The organism is Shewanella sp. SM69 (assembly GCF_025653985.1).
In the GTDB taxonomy this organism is placed as follows: Bacteria; Pseudomonadota; Gammaproteobacteria; order Enterobacterales; family Shewanellaceae; genus Shewanella; species Shewanella oncorhynchi.
The window spans coordinates 1-16952 of record NZ_JAKKRV010000017.1 but is presented as its reverse complement, the minus strand read 5'-3'; the positions used below and the strand labels follow the sequence as shown (position 1 = coordinate 16952).

The window sequence follows — 16952 nt, the reverse complement described above, 5'->3', positions numbered from 1 at the left end:
ATGCAAAATCGTGAACAAATCCTCGCTATGCTGACCACTATTTTAGTGGACGAATTCGAAATTGATGCCGAGGCGATTACGCCTGAGGCCAACCTGTATGAAGAGCTCGATCTCGACAGCATTGATGCAGTCGACTTAGTGATAAAACTGCAGCAACTGACAGGTAAAAAGATCCAACCCGATGAATTTAAATCAGTTCGCACAATCAACGATGTGATTAATGCTATCGAAGGTTTAGTTAAAACCTAATGCGAGCCTTGCTACAGGTCTTAACCGCCCTAACTTTGCTGGCCTACCCCGTTGCCGTGTATTTAGGGCTCAGTTACTTGCCTGCTGGCACCATAGCGCTCGTGCTGTGTTTATTGCTGATAATGCGGCTAATGCTACAAAAGCAAAGGGTTAAGACATTAGTTTTACCACTATTGGTGGGGATTGTGCTCACGGCAGGCAGTTATCTTGCCAAGCGCAGTGATTGGCTGCTGTATTACCCAGTAGTGATAAATCTCACTATGCTGGCGCTGTTCAGTTATTCACTGCACACTGGCCCTAGCATGATCGAACGTTTAGCCCGTTTGAAAGAACCCGATTTACCGGATGAAGCCACTGGGTATCTTAAAAAAGTCACGCTACTTTGGTGCGGCTTATTTATCTTCAATGGCACTATGGCGGCTTACACCGCTGGCTTTACTAGCTTAGCAACCTGGACCTTGTATAACGGTTTGATTGCATACGTACTCATGGGACTGCTCCTCGGTGGGGAATGGTTATATCGCAGCTTTTGGTTGAAGAAAACATGACACAGCTACTCAAAAACTGGTTAACCCAAGGGCCCTTTGCCCAACAATTGATCAGCTTTAATCACCACGACATAGTCACAGGTGCATTATTTACCAATCAGGTGGCGTATTTTTACGAGCAACTGCTGGCCGCGCCAGAGAAAAAATGGCTGCTCGCGAGTGATACCAGCGATCTGTTTGCTGTGGGTTTATGTGCGGCGCTGTTAGCCGGCAAGGAAATTATCTTACCAGCCAACACCCAAACGGGCACGCTGAGCGAGTTAACCCACCAGTTTGAAGGCATATTGTCGGACAAGCCATTGTGTGAAAGTCAGGCCTTTATTCTACTGAGAAAAGAGCTGAGCCTACCGAGCAAACCTTGGCCAGCGAGCGAGGCTATCGGCGAACTTGTGCTATTTACCTCCGGCAGCAGTGGCGAACCTAAGGCGATCCGTAAAACACTTCAGCAATTAGACGTTGAAGTCTCAGTGCTCGAACATACCTTTGCCGAACATTTACCCCATTGTAGTGTGGTTTCAACGGTTTCCCACCAGCATATCTATGGCCTGTTATTCAAGATTTTGTGGCCACTCGCCGCCAGTCGGCCGTTTTTAAGTGAGCAGATTGAATACCCAGAAACCTTAAGCTATTACACTGCCTTACTGCCAAACCTGTGTTTGATCAGTAGCCCTGCCCAGTTATCGCGTTTACCTAAGGCCTTAGAGCACGAGCGGCAGCTGCGCTCACCTAGCTTAGTGTTTAGCTCCGGCGGGCCATTAAGTTTTGCGGCGGCTCAGGGGATCAGCCAATGCTATGGTCACTTGCCCATCGAAATTTTTGGTAGCACAGAAACGGGCGGCATCGCCTATCGCCGTCAGCATGAGGCCGATGAACCTTGGCAAGTGTTTGACAGAATATCGATAGATCAAGATCCTAGCGACGGAGCCTTACTACTTAAATCGCCCTATTTGGCCGACGATGAATGGCTGCGCTGCGAAGATAAAATCGAACCGACCGAAAATGGCCAGTTTAGACTCAAGGGCCGACTCGATCGCATCGTTAAGATTGAAGAAAAACGTCTATCACTGGCACAAATGGAAACGCTGTTAGGCAGCCATGCCTATGTTGAGCAAGCCGCACTTGTCGTATTGCCGCAGTTTAAATCCCAACTGGGCGCGGTCGTGACCCTCTCCGCACTTGGCCGCAGCGTGCATCAAGAGCAGGGAAAACTCAGTATCAACAATGCGTTAAAAGCACATTTACTGACGCAATTTGAGCGAGTCACCCTGCCACGCCGCTGGCGTTATCCCGATATTTTACCGCTTAACACTCAGGGTAAGCGTGTCACGGCCCAGTTAGTCGAGTTATTTGATCATGATTAAATCGAGTTTACCGCCGATCCTGCATTCCAATATCGGCATGGATAATATTGAATTACGTTTGTTAGTGGCGGCCGACCTTGAATCTTTTAAGGGACATTTTCCCGAGCAAGCCGTGCTACCGGGCGTGACACAATTAGATTGGGTGGTGCGTTTAGGCTGCCAATATTTCGGCTATTGCGAAGCCGTAGCCAACTTAGAAGTGCTTAAGTTTCAGCAACTCATACTGCCGGGGCAAGAAGTCACCTTAAGCATTAGCAACAATGCGGCTAAGGGAAAACTCACCTTCGCCTATAGCGATGGTGAAAACCGCTACGCGTCAGGTCGTATCGCCTTCGATATCTCGCCCGTTAACAGCAAGCCTTCTGAGACCAACAGCAGCGATGGGGCGAGCCAGTGCTAACGCCTCCCAGCGACCTCGTTGAGTCGGCGCCCATTAAGCTCGCCTTAGTGATCCCCAATTACAATCACAGCGCCGCGATTACCCAGACCTTGGCCGATCTTGCCCAGTTTAATCTGCCCTGTTATTTAATTGATGATGGCAGCAATGACGAAACCCGTTATTTGCTGCAATCCTTAGCCCAAACCTATCCTTGGGTGACTTTGCTGCTGCATCCGTACAATCGTGGTAAAGGCGCCGCTGTGATGACAGGGCTGCGCCGTGCCTACCGCGATGGCTTTAGTCATGCACTGCAGGTCGATGCCGATGGTCAACACAATCTGGCCGATATTCCAGCTATGGTAGCAAGGGCGCAGGCTAAACCCGATGCGCTGATTTCAGGCAAACCCGAGTACGATGAATCCGTGCCTAAGGGCAGGCTTTATGGCCGTTATATCACCCATTTTTGGGTGTGGGTCGAAACCTTAAGCTTTGATATTCAAGATTCTATGTGTGGCTTTCGCGTTTATCCGCTGGCCGCTACTGAGCGATTACTGCGCCAGCAAGCCTTAACGGAGCGAATGGATTTTGATATTGAAATCCTCGTCAAACTCTACTGGCAAGGGGTGGAAATTTTATTCCAGCCGACTAAGGTGATTTATCCCGAAGGTGGTGTTAGTCACTTTCAAGGTGTGGCCGACAATGTGCGCATCACTAAACTGCATACCAAGTTATTTTTCGGCATGCTCAAACGCCTGCCTTGGCTATTGAAGCGTAAATCACAGCAACAAGCCGCGCAAAACTCCCATTGCTCGTCAGCAACACAATCGACTTCAGCAACATCATCAACTTCAGCCACCCATTGGTCGGGCATGAAGGAGCGCGGCAGTTACTGGGGCATCAAACTGTTAGCCGAGAGCTATCGTATTGGCGGCCATTGGTTGTGCCGCGCCATTATGTATCCTGTGATTTGCTATTTCTTTCTCACGGGCAAAGTCACCCGTAACGCCTCGTTAGACTTCCTGCGCCGCGTACAAGTACTTGAGCCGCAACATCCTAAGCTCAATCAGCCCATAGGCTGGCGCGATAGCCTGAATCACTTTTTAGCCTTTGGCAATGCCGCACTCGATAGAATCGATGCCTGGTGCGATCGCATCCAATTGAGCCAAGTGGATTTCCCCGATCGCCAAGTGCTGGCCGACCAACTCGAAAGCGGTAAAGGCGCCGTGTTATTGGTGTCTCACCTTGGCAATTTAGAACTTTGCCGCGCCATTTCAATCCACCAGCGCAAAGTCAAAGTGAATGTCATGGTGTTAACGAGCCATGCGGAAAATTTCAATAAGGTACTCAAACAGTTAAATCCAGATAGCACGCTTAATCTTATTCAAGTGACCGAGCTTAACCCCGCGACGTCTATGCTGTTGCAGCAAAAAATAGAAGCCGGTGAACTGGTGGTGATCGCGGGCGATAGAACCTCGCCGAATACCCAAGGTCGCGTCATGTACGCGCCGTTTATGGGTCAAGATGCCGCGTTTCCCCAAGGGCCGTTTATTTTGGCTGGCTTACTCGATTGCCCCGTGTTTTTAATGTTTTGCCTACGGGAACAGGGCCGTTATCGGGTGTATTTAGAGCACTTCGCCGAAACACTTAAAGGCCCAAGGGCGGGCAGAATGGACAGATTACAGCAGGCAGTAAATCGCTACAGCGAACGCTTAGAATACTTTGCCAGACGCGAGCCTTTGCAATGGTTTAACTTCTTCGATTTTTGGCGTAAAGACAGCGAATTAGAACGCGCATCAACCAATTCAGTACAAGCCGATGCTGTAACAGCAGAGTCAACATCACCGCAGATCCCAGAGCAGGATCATAAGACAGACAGGACTAGTCATTCATGAGCCACACCCAAGCCGCCGACTCAAAGAATCAATCAGACTTAAAGACTGTTGAGTTCGGCCGTCAATTTCTTACCTTAGAACAAGTGGTTGCCGTCGCCAAGGGCGCACCAGTCAAGCTCTGTGATGATGCGGATTATCAAGAATATATTCAAAAAGGTGCGCGCTTTATCGATAGCCTGCTGCACGAAGAAGGCGTGGTTTATGGTGTAACAACTGGTTATGGCGACTCTTGCACAGTCAATGTGAGCTTAGATCTGGTCCACGAATTGCCACTGCATTTAACCCGCTTCCACGGCTGCGGTTTAGGCGAGACCTTAAGCATAATGCAGGCCCGCGCTGTGATGGCTTGCCGTTTAAACTCCTTAGCCATTGGCAAATCTGGCGTGACCTATGAGCTATTAAAGCGCATCGAAACTTTGCTCAATCTCAACATAGTCCCTGTAATCCCAGAAGAAGGTTCGGTCGGCGCCAGCGGTGATTTAACGCCGCTGTCGTATTTGGCCGCCGTGTTAGTCGGCGAGCGCGAAGTGATTTACCAAGGTGAGCGCCAAGCGACTCAAGCTGTGTACGTTAAGCTCAACATCACCCCGCACGTACTGCGGCCAAAAGAAGGCTTAGCCCTGATGAACGGCACGGCTGTAATGACGGCCTTGGCCTGTTTAGCCTTCGATCGCGCCCAATATCTTGCCCGCTTAAGTAGCCGCATTACCGCTATGGCTTCGTTAACGTTAAAAGGCAACTCGAACCATTTTGATGAAATCTTATTTGCCGCTAAACCGCATCCGGGACAAAACCAAATCGCCACTTGGATACGGGAAGATTTAAATCACCACGAACATCCGCGCAATTCGGACAGGCTGCAGGACAGATATTCCATCCGCTGCGCACCGCACATTATCGGCGTGTTGCAGGATACGCTGCCGTTTATGCGTCAGTTTATCGAAACCGAAGTCAACAGCGCCAACGACAACCCGATTGTCGACGGCGAAGGCGAGCACATTCTCCACGGTGGCCATTTTTACGGCGGCCATATCGCCTTTGCGATGGATTCACTGAAAAATACTGTGGCTAACTTGGCCGATCTTATCGATCGCCAAATGGCACTGGTAATGGACCCTAAGTTTAATAATGGCTTACCCGCTAACTTATCCGGCTCAACCGGCCCGCGCCGCGCAATTAATCATGGCTTTAAAGCGGTGCAAATTGGCGTATCGGCGTGGACAGCAGAAGCGCTCAAGCACACTATGCCCGCCAGCGTGTTCTCACGCTCGACCGAATGCCACAACCAAGACAAAGTCAGCATGGGCACCATTGCCGCCCGCGACTGTATGCGCGTGCTGCAATTGACCGAACAAGTCGCGGCGGCAGCCCTGCTCGCCATGACCCAAGGTATTGGTTTACGTATCGCCCAAAATGAACTGGACGAAGCCTCACTCACCCCTTCATTGGCGAAAACCCTCGCCCAAGTGCGCGGTGATTTTGAGACCTTAATTGAAGATAGACCGCTTGAAGCCGTGCTGCGCCAAACCATAGCGAAAATCCAAGCGGGTGAATGGGAAGTGTGCCGATGAAATCATTGCTCACTATCGATATGGAAATGCAAATCCCCTTCCACGATGTGGATTCCATGGGGATCACTTGGCATGGCAATTACCTGCGTTATTTCGAGATTGCTCGCTGCAAACTGCTCGATGAGTTGGGCTACAACTACCGCCAAATGCAAGCATCTAACTATGCGTGGCCTATTATCGATTTGCAGATTAAATACGTCAAAGCCAGCACCTTCGAGCAAAAAATCATAGTCCGCGCCGAGTTAGTCGAGTGGGAAAACCGCTTAAAAATCAATTATCAAATCCGCGACGTTGAAACGGGTGCGCGCATCACTAAGGGTTATACCATTCAAGCGGCGGTCGATATGTGCACCCAAGAATTGTGTTTTGTCACCCCAGAGGTGTTCCGTGACAAAATCGCCACCCTGCTCGCTAAGGTTGAAGACTAATGAACTCAGTACTAGCCAAGAGCTCTGCGTTGATGAAGAATCCTGTGCTGGCGAAGTGTGCATTACTCCTCTGCCTTGCTTGCGGCTTGGCTTGTGCTTTGATAACCCTGCCACTCAAAGCAGAAACCTTAGCTGAGCCCGGTGTTTATCAAGCGCTCTTTAGCCAAAATGCGGATACCGCGCAGCTTGTCGCCCTGAGCCAAAAGCTTAACTTGGGCGAAACGGTGCGAGGCAACTTTGTGCAGTCTCGGCAGTTGAAGGTGCTCAAAAAGCCGTTAATCAGCCAAGGTCAGTTTATCTTCGATCAGACCCAAGGGCTGATATGGCAGCAGATAAAGCCCTTCGAATCCCTGCTGATTTTAAAAGATAAGCAGCTTATTCAGCGCAATAGTCAAGGTCGAGTCCAAGTCAGCAAGGCCGATGCCTCGGCGAGCGCTGCCGCTATGGGCGATTTATTGCCCAGCCTAGTGCGCACTATGCTCGGCGGTGATATTTCCGGTTTAAGCGAAAACTTCGAGCTGCACTTTCTCATTACAGACAAGTTAAACACAGAAAAGTTAAGCCCAGACGGCCAATGGCAATTAGGCCTAACGCCCAAAGATCCCTTAATGAAAAAAGCCATCACCAATATGGTGTTAGAGGGGAGCGATGTGTTGCAATCCTTAGTGCTGCTGAGCGCAGCGCCGAGTGTGAGCCCACAGGATATGACCCGCATCGACTTTAGTGCGCTTTCCCAAGGCAAACTCAGCGAAACCGAATTGGCGCAGTATGCTGTGGCGATAGAGGCGAATAAACCTTAACCATGGCCGCCAACTTCACCGCGCGCGCCAATCAAGCGCTAATACAATCATCCCCTAAATGGCGCCTCGCCATTTGGTTGCTATTGATGCTGTCTGCCAGTCTGTGGACTTTGCAACTCTGGCAAAACGGCGCAAGGGTGCAGAGCGATATTCTTGCTATGCTGCCGCATTTACAGCAGGACAAACTCACAGAGCGCGCCCTTAACCAAGTTGAAGCGACGCTCGCCGATCAAGTCTATATTGCGCTCGTCGCCAAGGATGAAACCACGGCAATCTCTGCGGCTAAGCTGTTGATGCAAAAGCTTGAAACTGACCTTGTTGCTACTGGAAAAAATGCTGCACTCACAGATATTCGCAGCGCCGATATGCAGCTCGGTGAAGCGTTGGGGCAATACTATTTCCCCCACAGATTTAAATTGCTGACAGCGCCACAAGCTGAGGCGTTAGCAACGAAAGACATTGGAAATCTGATTGAAGCGGCCACAGCGCAGCTTTACAACGCCTTTAGCTACGCCAATAGCAACTTGCTTGCCCAAGATCCGCTGCTGTTATTCCCCGCCAATTTACTCGCCCTCGCGCCGAGTTCCAAAGTCAGAGCCAGCCAAGGCATTCTGCTGGCGAATCAAGGCGATAATGTCGCTGCGGTTGTTATGGCAAAGGGGCGAGAAAGCGCTTTTAATCCCAATGCGCAATTGGCGCAGATGACGGCATTAACCCTAGGATTGGATGCGGTTAAACAAAGCTATCCCGATATTACACTGCTTAAGGCTGGTGCCCTGTTTCACGCGATTGCGGCGACCCAAACGGCTAAGAGTGAAATCTCGATCCTTGGTCTTGCATCCTTACTTGGGGTAATAGCTTTAGTCTGGCTGGCGTTTCGTTCTGTAATGCCGCTACTGCTGGCAATCGTCACCATTTCCAGCGGGCTGTTGCTGGCAGTGACTTTTACCTTAAGCGTGTTTGGCGAGCTGCATTTACTCACCTTAGTGTTTGGTACTAGCTTGATTGGCATTGCCATCGACTACAGCTTTCATTTTTACTGCGAGCGCTTAAGCGATACCGAGCGGAGCGCTCAGGCGACGGTCGCGTATATATTTCCCACAGTGACACTTGCCTTTATCACCAGTGCCTTAGCTTATGTGGGCATAGGATTAGCGCCGTTTCCTGGGATGCAGCAAGTAGCGATTTTCTGCGCCGCGGGGCTGCTCGGGGCTTATCTCACCCTCATTCTCGCCTACCCACTGTTAGCGGGAAGTCGTTTGCCATCGGGCTCCCACCCATTAGCGTTAGCGGGGAAGTACCTTACCAACCTCACTCAGTTATCCAACAAATTGACCACGCCTTTAGGCATGAGCATGTTTGCTTTAGTGATAGTGGTGTGGTGTCTGGTTGGCGTAACCAAGTTAACCGTCGATGACGATATTCGCCATTTGCAGCAAAGCCCCGCGAGCGTGACTGAACCTGAAAATCAGCTCAGGCAGCTACTCAGCGGCGGCACAGATAATCAATTCTTACTGGTACGCGCCGCGAGTGAAGAAGCACTGCTGCAACAGCTTGAGCGAGTGTCGCCACTGCTCGATGCCGCTATTGCGAACCAAGAGTTAGGCAACTATGTCAGCCTCAGCCGATATCTTCCCAGCCATCAAAGGCAAGACACGGCTTATCGCTTACAGGGTGAAATCTATCAAACTCAGATAGATACTGTGCTCACAAGCCTTGGGTTGGATGAGAACTTAAAGCCAGAGCTGCAAGCAAGCTACTTAGCGGCTAAAGAGCAATATATCAGTCCAGCAGATTTCTTTAAGCTAGAGGCAGGTAAGCAACTCGCACCGCTGTGGCTAGCGCCAAATGGCAAGGCCACCGACTATGACGCGCTAAATGATAGCGGCGCGAGCGCTGAGTATGGTGCCATTGTCTTGCTTGGCGGTATTCAGCAAATCGATGCCCTTAAGGCGCGTTTTGCCCAGGATGAAAGCGTGCAGCTTATCGACAAGGTGGCGGACATTTCAGCCGTCATGGGACATTATCGATTGTTAACCCTAAAGCTGTTAGCCCTTGCACTTGGCATCGCACTCTTGTTGTTTAGCCTGAATTTCGGCTTTAAAAAAGCGGCGGTTGTGGTTGCCGTGCCAGCCCTTGCGGCCTTGCTCACGCTCGCAACCTTAGGCTTAACGGGCTCACCACTGAGTCTGTTCCATGCACTCGCGCTCATTTTAGTTTTCGGGATTGGGATAGACTACAGCTTGTTTTTTGCTTCAGCCCAGAACCACGGCAAGGCAGTGATGATGGCGGTGTTTATGTCCGCCTGCTCGACCCTATTGGCCTTTGGTTTACTTGCCTTTAGCCAGACCCAAGCGATTCACTACTTTGGCTTAACCCTATCACTGGGCATAGGGTTTACCTTTTTACTTTCGCCGTTGATTTTGACCACAACACTGGCTTTAACCACCAATCAGCTTCTAACGACAAAAAAGTCCTGATGACTACAAGGAACGTATTTTACATGTCTACACAGGTTCACGATTTATCAGCTATACCAAATTCACTTGATGTCGATGTGGCCATTATCGGCGCAGGGCCTTCGGGCGCCATCGCTGCCAGCCTGCTACACCAGCAAGGCAAGCGCGTGCTTGTGTTAGAAAAACAGCATTTTCCTCGCTTCTCCATCGGCGAAAGTTTACTGCCCTGCTGCATGCAGTTTATTGAAGAAGCAGGTATGTTAGATGCGCTCAATGCCGCTGGATTCCAACATAAAAATGGCGCCGCCTTTCGTCGTAATGGCACTTACACTACCTTCGATTTTACCGATAAATTTACTCCTGGGCCGGGCACCACGTTTCAAGTGCAGCGCGCCAGTTTTGATAAACTGTTAGCCGATACCGCCCAAAGCCAAGGGGTCGACATCCGCTACGGCGAAACGGTCGAGGCGATCGATTTAACCGAGAACCCACGCTTAACGGTGCGCAATGAACAGGGCGAGCTTTATCAAATCAATGCCCAATATGTGCTCGACGCCAGCGGTTTTGGTCGCGTATTACCCCGCTTGCTCAACTTAGAAAGTCCATCTTGCCTGCCTCCGCGCAGCGCCATCTTTACGCATGTGGAAGACAACATCAGCAATGCTAGCTTCGATCGTAATAAGATTTTGATCAGCGTCCACCCTGAACATAAAGATATTTGGTATTGGCTCATTCCCTTTAGCAATGGCCGCTGTTCACTCGGCGTGGTGGCTGAGCCGCAGTTACTTGAGCGTTTACAAGGTTCGCTTGAGCAACAATTGATGAGCATAGTCAATGAAGAACCAGGGCTAAAAGCCCTGCTGGCAAACGCTAAAGTGGTGCAGGAATGCGCCACGCTCAAAGGTTATTCCGCCAATGTGTCACGCCTTGCGACCGACAAGTTCGCGCTATTGGGTAATGCGGGCGAGTTCCTCGATCCGGTGTTTTCCTCCGGTGTGACTATCGCCATGCAATCGGCGTCTATGGCAGCAAAATGCCTGACGAAACAACTCAATGGCGAAACGGTTGACTGGCAAGCCGATTACTCAACGCCTTTGATGCAGGGCGTGAATGCCTTTCGTACCTATGTGCAAGCTTGGTATGATGGCCGCTTTCAGGACGTGATCTTCTATGAAGAACCGAATGAGCGTATCAAGCAGATGATTTGTTCTATTCTGGCGGGCTATGCTTGGGATCTCAATAATCCCTTCGTCAAAGACTCGGAGCGCCGCCTGAACATGATAGTCGAACTGTGCCAACAACAGGCGCCAATCCCAGAGTTCGACGAGGAATAACCCTATGTCGCTAAACATTAACGCAAAATGGCGAGTCATCCCCGCGCTACTGATCGCAAGCCTTGGGCTGACAGGCTGTAGCGAACTGCTATTTAGGCAGACCTGTGTCGCGCTCGCTAAGGACACGCGTTATTGTTTGGCGCCACTGCCCCATAACTTTGCCCCCGTAACCGATGAGCCTCTGACTAAGCCGACGACCAAACCCGCCGACATTAGCAGTCCGCAAACCGAGAGCAAAATGGGCGTATCTTCACCCCAATCCTTTAGCCAAAAAGTCAGCATTAAGGTGGGTGATGAGTCCCACGAACTGCTCACCCAATTGGAGTTAGAGGGTGAGCGCATGACGCTCGTTGGCTTAGCGCCACTCGGACAGGCGCTGTTTACCTTAGTTTATGATGGTAATACACTCAGCAGTGAGCAAAGCGTACTGCTGGGGGACAGTTTTAAAGCCGAGTATTTAATGGCGATGATGCAACTCATCTATTGGCCCGAGCAGAGTATTCGCGCCCATTTAGAAGGTGGTCATTTAGTCACAGGCCTTTGCGATACGGTTGGGGGAAATCAGGGCGATACGCTTATAGGCACCCGAGTGAATACAATCCCCTGTCGCCAGATCTATAGTCAAGATACCTTGATCAGTAAAAGCGGCCAGCAAACCCATGTGGTGCAAATCCGTTATCAACAAAATATCGGCGATGCTCTTTGGCAAGCCCACATCAGCTTAACTATGCCACAAGCTAAATTTGAGCTAGAAATCGAACCTATTTAATCTGTTAGCATCCGCACTTAACTGTGCCATGGTAAAAAGACACACAATGATGAACAGAGTAGCTATTACACAGATTGGATTGTGTACCCCGCTAGGGCAAGATCCCCAGCAGGTTTTAGACCGCCTGATCGCCGGTGATACCAGTGCGATGCTACGCAGTGACACTCTCCTGTTCGAGCACCCAACCTTAGTTGCCCCCGTGACGGCAGCACTACCAACCATTCCCGAAAAACTCATTCAGTTCGATTGCCGTAACAACCAATTACTGCTGTGCGCCGCACTGCAAATTGCGACCACAGTTGAACAAGCGAAACGGGATTTTGGTCATGCCCGTATTGGTGTTGTGCTAGGCACAAGCACGTCAGGGATTTCAAAAGGTGAAGCCGCGCTGAGCTACCGCAATCAATACGGATACTTTCCCGCGGATTACCACTATTTCCAGCAGGAGCTCGGCAGCACCAGCGACTTTTTGCGCCAATATTTTGAGCTAGACGGCCCTTGCTACACAATTTCGACCGCCTGCTCATCCAGCGCTAAAGTGTTTGCCAGTGCCAAACGCCTATTACAGGCTAACCTCTGCGATATGGTGATTGTCGGCGGTGTCGACAGTTTATGCCAACTCACAGTCAATGGTTTTCATGCCTTAGAATCTGTCTCGAAAGGCCACTGTAATCCTTTTAGTATCAACCGTGATGGCATCAACATCGGCGAAGGCGCGGCGCTTTTCGTCCTGACGTTGGGCGAGTCAGAGGTCATGCTAGCGGGTATTGGCGAGTCGAGCGATGCGCACCATATGTCGGCGCCACACCCCGAAGGCGAAGGCGCGATCAAAGCCATGCACGCAGCGTTGCAAGATGCACACATTGCAGCAAAAGACATTGGTTACATTAACTTGCACGGTACAGCCACGCCTAAAAATGATGCGATGGAAAGCCGCGCCGTGGTTGAAGTGTTTGGTGTAAACGTACCGCCCTGCAGCTCGACCAAGCCCTTAGTCGGCCATACCTTAGGTGCCGCTGGCGCCATTGAAGCCGCCTTCTGTTATTTATTACTTTCAGCACATAATCACAGCCAAGCCCTGCCGCCCCATCAATGGGACGGACAAGTCGATCCACAGGATCCGCCCATTGCATTGGTCGAGCGCCATCAAGTCGCCGCTAAGGGCGCGCTTAATTATGTGATGAGCAATTCCTTCGCCTTTGGCGGCAGTAATGCCAGCCTGATTTTCTGCCGTAACGAGGCCTAGTACCATGCAGTTACTTAAGATTAACCAACCCTTTGCCGAACAGGATATTGCCGATTTTATTCCCCATAGGGCACCGATGATTTTGCTCGATAAAATCATTGGTTATCGGCGCGATAACCTAGAGACCGAAGTCACTATCACGGCGCAAAGCCCTTATTTCAATGATAAATATCAAGCCGTACCCAATTATGTGGGTATCGAATATATGGCTCAAAGTATTGCCGCCCTTGCTGGGGTTGAGGCAAAGCTTCGCAATGATAAAATCCGCGTGGGCTTTCTATTGGGTTCGCGCAAATTAACCTTGTATGCCAAGCAATATGAGCTCGGGTGCACCTATCGCACCCAAGTCAGCCGCCTCTATCAAGAGGAATCGGGATTAGCGGTATTCGATTGCCAAATTTATCTGCTGCCCGAAGCCGGCTCTAACCTAGAAAAGAGCTTAGTGGCCCAAGCCAATGTGAATGTGTTCCAACCTCAGGACACACAAGCCTACCTTGCCGGCAATCAAGACGCGGCAAATAGAAGCCTTGGGCACTAAAGCTATGGTGTAGATAAAAAGCGTTAAAGCGCCTTAGTAAGCAGCCTTTTTACCATAAATACATGAAACCCCATACCGATACATAACGATAAAATGGGGTGGAGAAAACAGATGAATAACAGAGTATTAGTTACCGGTTCGAGCCGTGGCATTGGTAAAGCCATCGCCCTAAAACTCGCCGCTGCGGGTTTCGATATCGCCCTGCATTACCACAGTAACCAAGCAGCTGCCGATGACACTGCCGCGCAAATCCGCGTGCTTGGGGTGAATGTGAGCCTGCTGAAATTTGATGTCGCCGACCGCGCCACCGTCAGAGCCGCCATTGAAGCCGACATCGAGGCCAATGGTGCCTATTATGGCGTGATCCTCAATGCTGGCATCAACCGCGATACCGCCTTTCCTGCTATGACAGAAAGTGAGTGGGACAGCGTCATCCACACTAACTTGGACGGTTTTTATAATGTCATCCACCCCTGCGTCATGCCTATGGTACAAGGTAGAAAGGGCGGGCGTATTATCACCTTAGCCTCAGTTTCTGGGATTGCGGGCAACCGTGGCCAAGTCAATTACAGCGCCTCAAAAGCGGGTATTATCGGTGCGACTAAGGCATTGTCATTAGAGCTGGCAAAACGCAAAATCACCGTCAACTGTATCGCCCCCGGCTTGATTGAAACCGACATGGTGGCCGATATTCCTAAGGATATGGTCGAGCAATTAGTGCCGATGCGCCGCATGGGTAAACCCAGTGAAATCGCCGCCTTAGCCGCATTTTTAATGTCTGACGATGCCGCCTATATCACTCGCCAAGTGATATCAGTCAATGGAGGCATGATCTAAATGAGCGAGCCGACAAATCAAACCCGCTTAGGGAAACGAGTGGTTGTCACTGGCATTGGCGGCATTACCGCCCTAGGCCATGATTGGGAGGCGATAGCGGCGAGCCTTAAGGCACAGAAAAACTGTGTTGTCACTATGGGCGAATGGGATAAATACGATGGCCTCAATACCCGCTTAGCCGCGCCCATTACTGACTTTGAAGTGCCAAGCCATTATTCGCGCAAGAAAATTCGTTCTATGGGTCGGGTTTCTATCATGGCGACCCGCGCCAGTGAACTTGCTCTTATCGATGCGGGATTGTTAGACGATCCTATCGTGTCCTCGGGTGAAATGGGTATCGCCTACGGTTCATCCACGGGCAGTACCGATGCCATCATCGCCTTTGGCGATATGTTGAAAACCGGTGATATGTCGGGCGTCACCGCCACGAGTTATATCCGCATGATGGCACACACCACAGCGGTAAATGTCGGGGTATTTTTTGGCTTAAAAGGCCGAATTCACACCACCAGTAGCGCCTGTACCTCGGGGAGCCAAGGCATAGGTTACGCCTATGAAGCCATCAAATACGGTCATCAAACCTTAATGTTGGCAGGCGGCGGTGAAGAACTCTGTCCCACAGAGGCTGTTGTGTTCGATACCTTATTTGCCACCAGCACTAAAAACAGCACTCCCGAACTCACGCCACGCCCCTTCGATGCAAGCCGCGATGGTCTAGTGATTGGCGAAGGTGCTTGTACGCTGGTGCTCGAAGAGCTAGAACACGCCAAGGCGCGCGGCGCCAAGATTTACGCTGAGTTAGTCGGTTTTGGCACGAATTCAGATGGCCAACACGTCACCCAACCGAATGCGCAGACCATGGAAATCGCCATCAGGTTGGCGCTCAAAGATGCACAGCTTGAGCCTAGCGCCATAGGTTATGTGAACGCCCACGGCACGGCAACGGATCGCGGTGACATCGCCGAAAGCCACGCAACCCACGCAGTATTTGGTGCTGGTATGCCGATTTCATCCCTTAAAAGCTACACGGGCCACACCTTAGGCGCATGCGGCGCGTTAGAGGCTTGGGTGAGTATTGAGATGATGAATGCGGGCTGGTTTGCGCCGACACTCAATCTTGAAAGTATCGACCCACAATGCGCCGATTTGGACTATATCCGCAACGAACTGCGCCAAATCGACACAGATTATGTCATGAGTAATAATTTCGCCTTTGGCGGCATTAATACCTCGCTGATTTTTAAACGCTGGGCCCAATAACAACATATAAAAACCACATAAGGACATCACCATGAAACCACTGTTTGCAGGTATGCTGCTTAGCATCAGTTTATTAAGCTCGCCTTTATTGGCTCAGGAATATACAGTTGAAACCTATCAAGAAATCTTTAAGGGTGATAACCAATTCAAGCAAAAAGAAGCCATTGAATCACTCACCATCGCTGGTTTATCCGATCCTGCCATTTTTGATGCGCTCGAAGCAAAGCTACTCGCATCTTTGCCCCAAGCCACTGAAAAAAATGCCATTGACTACAGTGCTTGGTTAGTCAAAGGCTTAGCTTATTCAGGCAATGATAAGTACAGCGAAACCATCAACATGATTGTTAATGGTGATTATCCTAAAAAACTCAAAAAATACGCAGGTCAAGCTTTAGAAAACATAACAATATATAAAAAATGGAATGCGATTCTTGCGGATAAAAGCCAATATACTGCCGATCAAAGTCAGCAAAATAATGCCTTTGCCAATGCCCTACGCAGCAATGATTTAGAATTAATGCGTCTCGCGGCTAAACGCATCATGGATGACCGCCAGTACGATGATTTTATCCTAGCCGTACTCAGTAACGAATTGAAAACACCACGCTTAATGGCCGATGACAAACTCGCCATCGATACCTATGCCAACATGGCAAAAGCGCTAGCTAGTTCGGGGAATACCGCTTACCGCGATGTGATTGAAAATATGGCAACCACGAGCTCAAACAAAAAACTCAAAAACTACGCCGAGAGTTATTTGAAGAAATACTACTAAACCTACCCGTTTAAGCTTAATAGAACAAATCATGGCCGAGCTTATACTCGGCCATTTTTATATTCGCCTATACAGGCTTGCCATGGTAATCACTCACTACACTGTGAAAGAACCTAGAGGCTCTAAGTTGATAAACGAGAGTTACCGAAGGCGAAGAGGCAATGAAACATAGATATTGTTCAGAGTGAAGCTAACCATAGTACAGGCTCGACGACACGGTGAATAGAAACCTAAGGTTTCTAAGCTTATGAACGAGAGCCATGGATAATGGAATGGACCCATCCACTTTAAATCGGCCTCGCAATGGGCCACGATGTAGTCGCTAAAACTCATCAGAAAGAGGACGGGTCCACCTATGAAGATTACTACAATCGGTTTAGATATCGCAAAGTCTGTTTTTCATGCTGTTGGCGTCGATAAAGCGGGCAAGTTAATCAAAAAGAAAATGCTTAGACGCAAAGACTTGCTGCCCTTTGTCGCGAAAATTGAGCCTTGCCTTATCGTTA

The 16952-nt window shown here is 49.9% G+C and carries 16 protein-coding genes and 1 pseudogene; all 17 read left to right on the top strand.

Going from position 1 to position 16952, the window contains the following annotated elements:
* Positions 1-249 (top strand): acyl carrier protein, encoded by a 249-nt coding sequence (locus L5M37_RS19100; protein WP_011787696.1) that lies wholly within the window; start codon positions 1-3, stop codon positions 247-249.
* The gene (locus L5M37_RS19095) at positions 249-797 is read left to right on the top strand and encodes a hypothetical protein (protein ID WP_263140735.1); all 549 of its coding nucleotides are present in this window, start codon (positions 249-251) and stop codon (positions 795-797) included. Before L5M37_RS19100 ends, L5M37_RS19095 begins: the two co-directional genes overlap by 1 nt.
* Positions 794-2158: an AMP-binding protein gene (locus L5M37_RS19090; RefSeq protein WP_113941116.1), complete on the top strand. Its 1365-nt coding sequence runs from the start codon at positions 794-796 to the stop codon at positions 2156-2158. Before L5M37_RS19095 ends, L5M37_RS19090 begins: the two co-directional genes overlap by 4 nt.
* Positions 2151-2558, top strand: a complete 408-nt coding sequence (locus L5M37_RS19085; protein ID WP_263201621.1) for a thioester dehydrase — start codon at positions 2151-2153, stop codon at positions 2556-2558. The genes L5M37_RS19090 and L5M37_RS19085 overlap by 8 nt, the downstream gene beginning before the upstream one ends.
* Complete coding sequence (locus tag L5M37_RS19080) at positions 2552-4429, top strand: glycosyltransferase family 2 protein (RefSeq protein ID WP_263201620.1); 1878 nt, start codon at positions 2552-2554, stop codon at positions 4427-4429. Before L5M37_RS19085 ends, L5M37_RS19080 begins: the two co-directional genes overlap by 7 nt.
* Positions 4426-6000 carry a histidine ammonia-lyase gene (gene hutH / locus L5M37_RS19075; RefSeq protein WP_263201618.1) on the top strand — a complete coding sequence of 525 codons (1575 nt, stop codon included), beginning with the start codon at positions 4426-4428 and terminating at the stop codon, positions 5998-6000. The genes L5M37_RS19080 and hutH overlap by 4 nt, the downstream gene beginning before the upstream one ends.
* Positions 5997-6428, top strand: a complete 432-nt coding sequence (locus tag L5M37_RS19070) for an acyl-CoA thioesterase (protein ID WP_263201616.1) — start codon at positions 5997-5999, stop codon at positions 6426-6428. The genes hutH and L5M37_RS19070 overlap by 4 nt, the downstream gene beginning before the upstream one ends.
* On the top strand, positions 6428-7228 hold the full coding sequence (locus tag L5M37_RS19065) for an outer membrane lipoprotein carrier protein LolA (protein WP_263201615.1): 801 nt from the start codon (positions 6428-6430) through the stop codon (positions 7226-7228). The genes L5M37_RS19070 and L5M37_RS19065 overlap by 1 nt, the downstream gene beginning before the upstream one ends.
* 2 nt (positions 7229-7230) lie before the next feature.
* Entirely contained in the window at positions 7231-9708 is a 2478-nt protein-coding gene (locus L5M37_RS19060; protein ID WP_263201614.1) for an MMPL family transporter, read from the top strand.
* Between the two features lie 23 nt (positions 9709-9731).
* Positions 9732-11021, top strand: coding sequence for an NAD(P)/FAD-dependent oxidoreductase (locus tag L5M37_RS19055; RefSeq protein WP_263201613.1), 1290 nt, complete (start codon positions 9732-9734; stop codon positions 11019-11021).
* Between the two features lie 4 nt (positions 11022-11025).
* The gene (locus L5M37_RS19050; RefSeq protein ID WP_263201610.1) at positions 11026-11790 is read left to right on the top strand and encodes a DUF3261 domain-containing protein; all 765 of its coding nucleotides are present in this window, start codon (positions 11026-11028) and stop codon (positions 11788-11790) included.
* 46 nt (positions 11791-11836) lie between these two features.
* Positions 11837-13036 carry a beta-ketoacyl-[acyl-carrier-protein] synthase family protein gene (locus tag L5M37_RS19045; protein ID WP_263201609.1) on the top strand — a complete coding sequence of 400 codons (1200 nt, stop codon included), beginning with the start codon at positions 11837-11839 and terminating at the stop codon, positions 13034-13036.
* Between the two features lie 4 nt (positions 13037-13040).
* Positions 13041-13574, top strand: a complete 534-nt coding sequence (locus tag L5M37_RS19040) for a hotdog family protein (RefSeq protein ID WP_263201608.1) — start codon at positions 13041-13043, stop codon at positions 13572-13574.
* Positions 13575-13685: 111 nt separating this feature from the next.
* Entirely contained in the window at positions 13686-14411 is a 726-nt protein-coding gene (locus tag L5M37_RS19035) for a 3-ketoacyl-ACP reductase FabG2 (protein WP_263201607.1), read from the top strand.
* The gene (locus L5M37_RS19030) at positions 14412-15671 is read left to right on the top strand and encodes a beta-ketoacyl-ACP synthase (RefSeq protein ID WP_263201605.1); all 1260 of its coding nucleotides are present in this window, start codon (positions 14412-14414) and stop codon (positions 15669-15671) included. It abuts the gene before it with no gap.
* Positions 15672-15702: 31 nt separating this feature from the next.
* Positions 15703-16446 carry a hypothetical protein gene (locus tag L5M37_RS19025; protein ID WP_263201604.1) on the top strand — a complete coding sequence of 248 codons (744 nt, stop codon included), beginning with the start codon at positions 15703-15705 and terminating at the stop codon, positions 16444-16446.
* A 355-nt stretch (positions 16447-16801) separates the two neighbouring features.
* A pseudogene (locus L5M37_RS19020) lies at positions 16802-16952 on the top strand (IS110 family transposase); the annotation flags it as partial.

What these genes read in the sequence shown, in the direction of transcription:
- L5M37_RS19100 (WP_011787696.1), top strand. Translation starts at nt 1, where the DNA reads ATGCAAAATCGTGAACAAATCCTCGCTATGCTGACCACTATTTTAGTG.
- L5M37_RS19095 (WP_263140735.1), top strand. Translation starts at nt 249, where the DNA reads ATGCGAGCCTTGCTACAGGTCTTAACCGCCCTAACTTTGCTGGCCTAC.
- L5M37_RS19090 (WP_113941116.1), top strand. Translation starts at nt 794, where the DNA reads ATGACACAGCTACTCAAAAACTGGTTAACCCAAGGGCCCTTTGCCCAA.
- L5M37_RS19085 (WP_263201621.1), top strand. Translation starts at nt 2,151, where the DNA reads ATGATTAAATCGAGTTTACCGCCGATCCTGCATTCCAATATCGGCATG.
- hutH (WP_263201618.1), top strand. Translation starts at nt 4,426, where the DNA reads ATGAGCCACACCCAAGCCGCCGACTCAAAGAATCAATCAGACTTAAAG.
- L5M37_RS19070 (WP_263201616.1), top strand. Translation starts at nt 5,997, where the DNA reads ATGAAATCATTGCTCACTATCGATATGGAAATGCAAATCCCCTTCCAC.
- L5M37_RS19065 (WP_263201615.1), top strand. Translation starts at nt 6,428, where the DNA reads ATGAACTCAGTACTAGCCAAGAGCTCTGCGTTGATGAAGAATCCTGTG.
- L5M37_RS19060 (WP_263201614.1), top strand. Translation starts at nt 7,231, where the DNA reads ATGGCCGCCAACTTCACCGCGCGCGCCAATCAAGCGCTAATACAATCA.
- L5M37_RS19055 (WP_263201613.1), top strand. Translation starts at nt 9,732, where the DNA reads ATGTCTACACAGGTTCACGATTTATCAGCTATACCAAATTCACTTGAT.
- L5M37_RS19050 (WP_263201610.1), top strand. Translation starts at nt 11,026, where the DNA reads ATGTCGCTAAACATTAACGCAAAATGGCGAGTCATCCCCGCGCTACTG.
- L5M37_RS19045 (WP_263201609.1), top strand. Translation starts at nt 11,837, where the DNA reads ATGATGAACAGAGTAGCTATTACACAGATTGGATTGTGTACCCCGCTA.
- L5M37_RS19040 (WP_263201608.1), top strand. Translation starts at nt 13,041, where the DNA reads ATGCAGTTACTTAAGATTAACCAACCCTTTGCCGAACAGGATATTGCC.
- L5M37_RS19035 (WP_263201607.1), top strand. Translation starts at nt 13,686, where the DNA reads ATGAATAACAGAGTATTAGTTACCGGTTCGAGCCGTGGCATTGGTAAA.
- L5M37_RS19030 (WP_263201605.1), top strand. Translation starts at nt 14,412, where the DNA reads ATGAGCGAGCCGACAAATCAAACCCGCTTAGGGAAACGAGTGGTTGTC.
- L5M37_RS19025 (WP_263201604.1), top strand. Translation starts at nt 15,703, where the DNA reads ATGAAACCACTGTTTGCAGGTATGCTGCTTAGCATCAGTTTATTAAGC.